General features: G+C 71.4%; 8 protein-coding genes. 2 read left to right on the forward strand and 6 right to left on the reverse strand.

Annotated features, from left to right (window positions below; translation table 11 throughout):
* Window positions 1-53 precede the first annotated feature (53 nt).
* Together ACZ592_RS17655 and ACZ592_RS17660 are read left to right on the forward strand one after the other, a co-directional pair.
* Window positions 54-1,757 carry a sensor histidine kinase gene (locus tag ACZ592_RS17655; protein ID WP_471582439.1) on the forward strand — a complete coding sequence of 568 codons (1,704 nt, stop codon included), beginning with the start codon at window positions 54-56 and terminating at the stop codon, window positions 1,755-1,757.
* The gene (locus ACZ592_RS17660) at window positions 1,754-2,431 is read left to right on the forward strand and encodes a response regulator (RefSeq protein WP_471582440.1); all 678 of its coding nucleotides are present in this window, start codon (window positions 1,754-1,756) and stop codon (window positions 2,429-2,431) included. The genes ACZ592_RS17655 and ACZ592_RS17660 overlap by 4 nt, the downstream gene beginning before the upstream one ends.
* A gap of 35 nt (window positions 2,432-2,466) precedes the next feature.
* Here the strand turns inward: ACZ592_RS17660 and ACZ592_RS17665 are convergent, their stop codons facing one another.
* From ACZ592_RS17665 to ACZ592_RS17690, 6 genes are all read right to left on the reverse strand, one after another.
* Window positions 2,467-4,059, reverse strand: coding sequence for a solute symporter family protein (locus tag ACZ592_RS17665; protein WP_471582441.1), 1,593 nt, complete (start codon window positions 4,057-4,059; stop codon window positions 2,467-2,469).
* 2 nt (window positions 4,060-4,061) lie between these two features.
* Complete coding sequence (locus ACZ592_RS17670) at window positions 4,062-4,628, reverse strand: DUF485 domain-containing protein (RefSeq protein WP_471582442.1); 567 nt, start codon at window positions 4,626-4,628, stop codon at window positions 4,062-4,064.
* 111 nt (window positions 4,629-4,739) lie between these two features.
* Window positions 4,740-5,474: a response regulator gene (locus tag ACZ592_RS17675; protein ID WP_471582443.1), complete on the reverse strand. Its 735-nt coding sequence runs from the start codon at window positions 5,472-5,474 to the stop codon at window positions 4,740-4,742.
* Window positions 5,471-6,616, reverse strand: a complete 1,146-nt coding sequence (locus tag ACZ592_RS17680; RefSeq protein ID WP_471582444.1) for a sensor histidine kinase — start codon at window positions 6,614-6,616, stop codon at window positions 5,471-5,473. Before ACZ592_RS17680 ends, ACZ592_RS17675 begins: the two co-directional genes overlap by 4 nt.
* Complete coding sequence (locus ACZ592_RS17685) at window positions 6,613-7,113, reverse strand: DUF1453 domain-containing protein (protein ID WP_471582445.1); 501 nt, start codon at window positions 7,111-7,113, stop codon at window positions 6,613-6,615. The genes ACZ592_RS17680 and ACZ592_RS17685 overlap by 4 nt, the downstream gene beginning before the upstream one ends.
* A gap of 204 nt (window positions 7,114-7,317) precedes the next feature.
* Window positions 7,318-7,860: toprim domain-containing protein (locus ACZ592_RS17690; protein WP_471582446.1), on the reverse strand; the 543-nt coding region annotated here is incomplete at its 5' end.

Raw genomic sequence — 7,860 nt, forward strand, 5'->3', positions numbered from 1 at the left:
CCCCGCCACACTGGCTTCGGAGTAGCCCGCTCACGGCCGTACCGTTCGTACCCATGAGCCCGACCTCCCCCGCGCGACGCCTCCGCCTCGGCCTGCCGCGGCGAGTGTTCTCGCAGGTGCTGCTGATGCAGCTGGCCATCGCCGCCGGGGTCGCGGTGCTCGCCACGGGCCTCTTCCTCGCGCCGCTCAGCGATCAGCTCGACGACCAGGCGATGCGCCGCGCGCTCGCCATCGCACAGACGACGGCCGCCCAGCCCCGGATCGCCGAGGACCTGGCGGCCTCGCGGCCCACGACCGACGGCCCCGTCCAGGCAGCGGCCGACCGGATCCGGCGGGCGAGCGGCGCCGAGTACGTCGTGATCATGAACAAGGAAGGCGTGCGCTGGTCGCACACCGACCACGACCAGATCGGCAGGGTCGTCTCCACGGACCCCAGCGACGCCCTGGCGGGCCGCGACGTCATGGAGATCGACAACGGCACCCTGGGCCGCTCCGCACGCGGCAAGGTGGCGCTGCGGGACGCCGACGGGGACATCGTGGGTGCCGTCTCCGTCGGGATCGAGTACGACAGCGTGCGGGCCCGCCTGGTCCACTCGATCCCCGGGCTGCTCGCCTACGCGGGCGGGGCCCTCGCCGTCGGTGCCCTCGCCGCGTACCTGATCTCCCGCAGAGTGCAGCGGCAGACCCGTGACCTGGCCTTCTCTGACATCTCTGCCCTGCTGGCGGAGCGCGAGGCGATGCTGCACGGCATCCGTGAAGGAGTTGTCGCCCTGGACCGCGAAGGCCGGATCCGGCTGCTCAACGACGAGGCGCAGCGGCTCCTCGGCCTCGGCACGGAGGTGATCGGCCGGCCCCTCGACGACGCGCTGGGCCCGGGCCGTACGACCGACGTCCTGGCCGGCCGGGTCACCGGCACGGACCTCCTGACCGTTCGCGGGCAGCGTGTCCTGGTCGCCAACCGCATGCCCACCGACGACGGCGGTGCCGTCGCCACCCTGCGCGACCGCACGGAGCTGGAACAGCTCGGCCGCGAACTCGACTCCACTCACGGTCTCATCGACGCCCTGCGCGCCCAGGACCACGAGCACGCCAACCGTATGCACACGCTCCTGGGCCTGCTCGAACTGGGGATGTACGAGGAGGCGGCTGAGTTCGTGGGTGAGGTGGCGGGCGCCCATCGGGTGACCGCCGAGCAGATCACCGAGAAGATCCGCGATCCGCTGCTGGCAGCCCTGCTGGTCGGCAAGGCCACCGTGGCCGCGGAGCGGGGCGTGACCCTGTCCGTGCCGGGCGCCGCCACCCTGCCCGACCGGCTTGTCGACCCGGGCGGCCTCGTCACCATCGTCGGCAACCTCGTCGACAACGCGCTCGACGCCGCCGCGGGCACCCCGCACGCACGCGTGGAGGTCGATCTGCGCGCCGACGGGCGCACCGTGGTCCTTCAGGTGCACGATTCCGGCCCCGGAGTCCCCCCGGAGCAGTGGGAGACGATCTTCACCGAGGGCTGGACCACCAAGGAGCCCCCGGCGCACGGCAAACGCGGCATCGGACTCGCCCTGGTGCGCAGACTCGCCGAACGGCAGGGCGGCAACGCGCGCGTGGGTGCGTCCCCGGACGGGGGCGCGGAGTTCACCGTCGTCCTGCCCGAGGCGCTCACCGACCCCGGGCTCGCCACCGCGGACGCACACGAGGACCGACGGCACGACCGGCGGCACGAAGGAGCGACGATGAGCAGCGTCCCGAAGGAGCCGCGATGATCGAGGTCCTTGTCGTGGACGACGACGTCCGGGTCGCGGATGTCAACGCCGCCTACGTGGAGAAGATCCCCGGCTTCCGCGTGGCGGCCAAGGCGCACAACGCCGCCGAGGCCCTGCGCCTGGTCGACGATGTCGCCGTCGACCTGGTGCTGCTCGACCACTATCTGCCGGACGAGACGGGCCTCTCGGTCGTACGCAGCCTGCGCGAGCGGGGCCACCAGACCGACGTGATCATGGTGACCGCGGCCCGCGACGTCGCCACGGTCCAGGCGGCGATGCGGCACGGCGCCCTCCAGTACCTGGTCAAGCCGTTCTCCTACGCGGGGCTGCGCGCCAAGCTCGACGCGTACGCGACGCTGCGGCGCACGCTGGACGGGGGCGGCGAGGCCGAGCAGGCCGAGGTCGACCGCATCTTCGGTGCCCTCTCGGCGACTCCCGCGCCCGAACTGCCCAAGGGGCACTCCCCCACGACGGCGGAGCTGGTGCGCCGGGCGCTGATGTCCGCGGAGGGCCCGCTCTCGGCCCACGAGTTGGCGGACCGCACACAGCTGAGCCGGCAGACGGCACAGCGCTATCTGAAGCTCCTGGAGCGCACGGGCCGGGTCAGGCTGAGCCTCAAGTACGGCGACACGGGCCGCCCCGAGCACCGTTACGCGTGGGCGGCCAGCGGCTGACCGGCCCGTAGCCCTCGGGCCCGCGGAGGGAATCGCTACGCCGCGCCGGCGCCGGTGAGCGAGCGCACCTCCGTCTCCGCGTGCTTGGCCTCGTCGGCCTCCTCGCGCGAGGTCACCGAGCCGAACCAGCCGGCGAGGAAGCCCAGCGGGATGGAGACGAGGCCCGGGTTCTCCAGGGGGAAGTACTGGAAGTCCACCCCCGGGAAGAGGGAGCTGGGCCCGCCGGAGACCACCGGCGACAGGGCCACCAGCGCGAGCGCGGGCAGGAGTCCCCCGTACACCGACCACACCGCGCCGCGTGTGGTGAAGTTCCGCCAGAACAGGGAGTAGAGCAGCACCGGCAGGTTGGCGGAGGCGGCGACCGCGAAGGCGAGGCCCACCAGGAACGCGACGTTGAGATCGCGGGCCAGCAGGCCGAGGCCGATCGCGACCACACCGATCCCGGCCGCGGCCAGGCGAGCCACCGCCACCTCGCTGCGGGGCTTCGCGTTCGGTCGCCGCAGGGACGCGTACAGGTCGTGGGCCACGGACGCGGAGGAGGCGAGCGTGATGCCCGCGACGACGGCGAGGATCGTGGCGAAGGCGATGGCGGCGACGATCGCGAAAAGAACCGTTCCGCCGGTGGAATCCGCGCCGCCGCCCAGATCCAGCGCGAGGAGCGGAACTGCCGTGTTCCCTGCGGCGTTCGACCCGCGGACCGCCTCCGAACCCACGAGGGCGGCCGCGCCGAAGCCCAGCACGATCGTCATCAGGTAGAAGCCGCCGATGAGGCCGATGGACCAGACGACCGAGCGGCGGGCCGCCCGGGCGGTCGGCACGGTGTAGAAGCGGGACAGGATGTGCGGCAGCCCGGCGGTGCCGAGCACCAGCGCGAGTCCGAGGCTGATGAAGTCGAGCCGCGCCGTCCAGTCACCGCCGTACTTCAGGCCGGGCGCGAGGAACCGGTCGCCGTGGCCGCTGCGGTCGGCGGCGCTCCGCAGGAGTTGGTTGAAGTCGCCGTGGAAGCGCAGCAGGACGAGCACGGTCAGGGCGATCGCCCCGCCCATCAGCAGGACGGCCTTGACGATCTGGATCCAGGTGGTGGCCCGCATCCCGCCCATCGACACATAGATCACCATGAGCGCGCCGACGCCGATCACCGTCCAGGTCTGCGCCGCCTCGCTCGTCCCGCCGAGCAGCAGCGCCACGAGGGAGCCCGCGCCGACCATCTGCGCCACCAGGTAGAGCACGGAGACGGTCACCGAGGACGTGCCCGCGGCGATCCGCACCGGGCGCTCCTTCATCCGCGCGGCCACGACGTCGCCGAGTGTGAACCGGCCGCAGTTGCGCACCAGTTCGGCCACCAGGAACAGCACGAGGAGCCAGGCGACGAGGAAGCCCACCGAGTAGAGCAGCCCGTCGTACCCGAAGAGGGCGATCAGGCCGGAGATGCCGAGGAAGGAGGCGGCCGACATGTAGTCGCCGGCGATGGCGAAACCGTTCTCCATGGGGGAGAAGAGGCGTCCGCCCGCGTAGAACTCCTCCGCCGAGCCGTGCCGGTTGCGGCTCGCCCATGTGGTGATCGCGAGCGTGACCGCCACGAACACGCCGAACAGCACAAGAGCGAGACTCTGGTGATCTCCCATCATCGCTACGCCCCCTGTTCCCGTGCCGTGCCCTGCGCCCGCGCCGCGTCCGTCTCCCGTCGCCGCTCCTGCTCCTGCTCCCGCTTCTGCTCGAACACGGCCCAGCGCAGATCGAGCGCCGCCCGGTCCCGCCGCAACCGCGCGTGCCGCGCGTACGCCCAGGTCAGCAGGAATGTCGTGAGGAACTGTCCGAGTCCCGCCAGCATCGCCACGTTCACCGCGCCGGCGACGGGACGTGCCATCAGGTCCGGCGCCGCGGTCGCGGCCACGACGTACGCGACGTACCAGGTGAAGAAGACGGCCGTGGCGGGGACGACGAACCGGCGGTAGCGGCCGCGCACCTCCTGGAAGGCGTCGCTGCGCTGCACTTCGAGGTAGATGTCGGCCGGGCTCGCGCTCCGCTGCGGGGGTACGGTCACCGGCGGCACCACGGAAGCCGGTGCCCCCGTGCCGTCCAGTTCTCCCCAGCCGGAGGCGAGCGCGTCGTACCAGGGATCCCTCAGATCCCCGGACCGGCCCCGGCCGGCTTCGGCCCGGCCCGGCACCACATCGGGCCCGTCGTGCTTCTCCACCGAACTCTCCTTAGTCCGCGGCCCTGTTCGGCCACGTGCCCAAGGATGGGCAGAACGGGAAGCTCCCTGACTCCCCTCCCCGTGCTCTTCACCCCATCAGGTGAAGCCTCGTCAGGTTCGCGAGCTCCCTTCCGGCTTGGTCAGTCCGTGCCGGAAGGCGTACCGGACGGCTTGCGCGCGGTCTTTGAGGCCCGCCTTGGCGAAGAGGTTGTTGATGTGGGTCTTCACCGTCGCGGTGGAGACGTGCAGCGCCCGGGCGATCTCGTGGTTCGACATCCCTTCGGCGATCAGCACGAGCACTTCGGTCTCGCGCACGGTGAGGCCGTCGGGAGGCGCCGCCGGAGCGGCATCCGGCTCCGACAGCCTTTCAAGAAGGCGTCGTTGGATCTGCGGGGAGAGTCCCGCGTCACCCGAGATCACGCCCTGGACGGCCCGGACGATCTCCTCACCCCCGGCATCCTTGGTCAGATAGCCGCGCGCGCCCGCCTTGAGTGCGGGGAACAGCGAATCGTCGTCGGCGTAGGTGGTGAGCACGACGACCTGCGTCCCCGGATACTCGGCACGGATGCGCCGGGTGGCCTCCGCGCCGTCGCACCGGGGCATGCGCAGGTCCATCAGGACCACGTCCGGGGCCAGTTCGGCGACGAGGCGGACCGCCTCGATCCCGTCGGCTCCGGAACCCACGACCTCAATGCCGGGCAGCAACCCCAGCAGCATCACGATGCCCTCACGCACCACGGTCTGGTCGTCGACCACGACCACCCGCGCGAGTGGCTTGTCATCGCCCCCGGCCACCCCGGCCGGGCTGTCGCCCGGTGCACTCGCGGTGCCTTCGTTCCCCGTCATCCCGGCACCCTCAGCGTCACCACGAAGCCCTCCTCGCCCGGCCCTGCCTCCAGGGATCCGCCCAGTAGCTCGGCACGCTCACGCATCCCGAGCAGACCGTACCCGGCCCCGGAGCCGGCGAGTTCCCCCGGCGACTGCCCGCCCGAGTCCCTGACGTCCAGCCTCACTTCGCCCTGCCCGTACTGAAGGCGCACCTGGATTTTGGCGCCCGGCGCATGCTTGCGGACGTTCGTCAGCGCTTCCTGCGCCACTCTGCGCACCGCCTGGGATGCCTCGGCGGGCAGGGCGCGCCGCTCCCCCGTCACGGCGACCTCCGCGCGGTCCGCCGTGACCAGCTCGCGCAGGAAGTCCTCGACCGGCGTCATCTCCCCGCGCAGCGCGGACAGTGCCTGCCGGGTCTCGGCGAGGCCCTCCCTGGCCATGGACCGGGCCGACACCACGCGGTCCAGGATCTGTTCCTTGGCCGCGTCCTTCTCGATCAGCAGTCTGGCCGCCTCCAGGTGGACGAGCTGCGCGGAGAGGCTGTGCGCGAGCACATCGTGGATCTCACGGGCGATGCGGGCCCGCTCGGCGAGCGCGGCCGACTCCGCCTCGGCGGCGCGCGCGGCCCGCTCCTGGGCGAGCAGCCGATGGGCGCTGCCCCGCGCCTCCGCGTCCAGGCGCAGGGTGTATCCGGCGAGTACGAGGCCGATGATCACGAGTGCCGTGACGGGCCAGCTGTCGCCGCTGTTCACGGCGTACCCGGCCATGGCCACGAGGACGCAGGGCGCGGCCGCGACCAGGGGCAGCCGCTCCAGGGCGCAGACTCCGGATGCGCACCACAGGACCAGGGCGAACACCCGCCAGTCACCGGCCTCCGCCACGAACGCGGCCCCTATGAGCAACACCATCAGCGCCAAGGAGGGCCCCAGGCGATGGGCGAAGGAGACACGGAAGAACCCCCATCCCGCGCCCGCGACGACCAGAACCATGCCGAGGCCCGCCACCAGATGCAGGCCGCGGTCCCCGTGGAAGGCGTCCCAGAGCAGGCCGGCGAGGATCACCACGCGCAGGACCCTGACGAACCACAGCCGGGCCATGCTCATCCCGGCCCAGGTGAGCGCCTCGCGGGAGGGCCATCTCGTCCACCGGTCCGCACTCACACGGGTTCCTTCCGCATCGGGTCGGCAACACCGTACGTCGGGCGTCCGGTGCCCGCGCGCAGCACGAGCAGGCCGCTGCGGACCAGCAGGGTGGCGGCGAGGGCGAGCATCAGCGTGGCGCTGCCCTGGCGCACGTCCAGCAGCGAGCCGACTCCGTACAGGGCGGCCCGCAGTCCGATGCCGACGGCCCAGACCACGGCGGTGGCCTTGGTGCCCTTGCTCCACGCGGACCCGTCCCGCTCGGTCCACACGTGCGAGGTGCGCGCCCAGCCGGCCCCCATCGCCAGGCCGACGAGCAGTTCGACGGCGAGCAGGGTCACGGATGCCACGCGGTGCTGGGGATCGATCAGGTCGGGGTCGCGCACGGCCAGGAAGACCAGCACGGCCGGTATCAGCCACCAGCGCCTGTCGGTGCCGATCTGTTGCGCCTTGAACTGGCGGACGACCACCAGCACCACGACGGCGCCGATCACCAGTGCGTTGGTGAGCCCGGACATGTCAGCCTCCGTACGACGAACGGGACGAGGCCGATCCGAGAAGGACCGACGCCTTCGACGCTACGGAAATGTCCTGGTCACGGGATCGGAGCAGGGGTTGAACACGGGTGGAGCCGTGATCTCCACCCGGGGGTGGAGATCACGGCTCCTGTGCTGCTGGGTGCCGACGGGGTTCCGTGGCCGACCGGGCGTCGCTACGCGCCGTTACGCGTCGATGCGTGAGCGGTCCAGTGTTGCCGCGGAGCTGGTGATGAACTCCTTGCGCGGCGCGACGTCGTTGCCCATCAGCAGATCGAAGACCTGCTCGGCCGAGTCGAGATCCGAGATGTTGATCCGCCGCAGCGTACGGAACCGCGGATCCATCGTCGTCTCCGCCAACTGGTCCGCGTCCATCTCACCCAGACCCTTGTACCGCTGGATCGACTCCTTGTACCGCACATTCTTGCGCTGCAGCTCCAGCAGCGTCTCCCGCAACTCCCGGTCGGAGTACGTGTAGACGTACTTGTCCTGCCCCTTCTTCGGCTGACTCAGCTCGATCCGGTGCAACGGCGGCACCGCCGCGAACACCCGCCCCGCCTCCACCATCGGCCGCATATACCGCTGGAACAACGTCAACAGCAGAATCCGGATGTGCGCCCCGTCCACATCCGCATCCACCAACAAAATGATCTTGCCGTAACGCGCCCCGTCAAGGTCGAACGTCCGCCCCGACCCCGCCCCTATCACCTGGATGATCGACCCGCACTC

This window comes from Streptomyces sp. NPDC040622 (assembly GCF_055593965.1).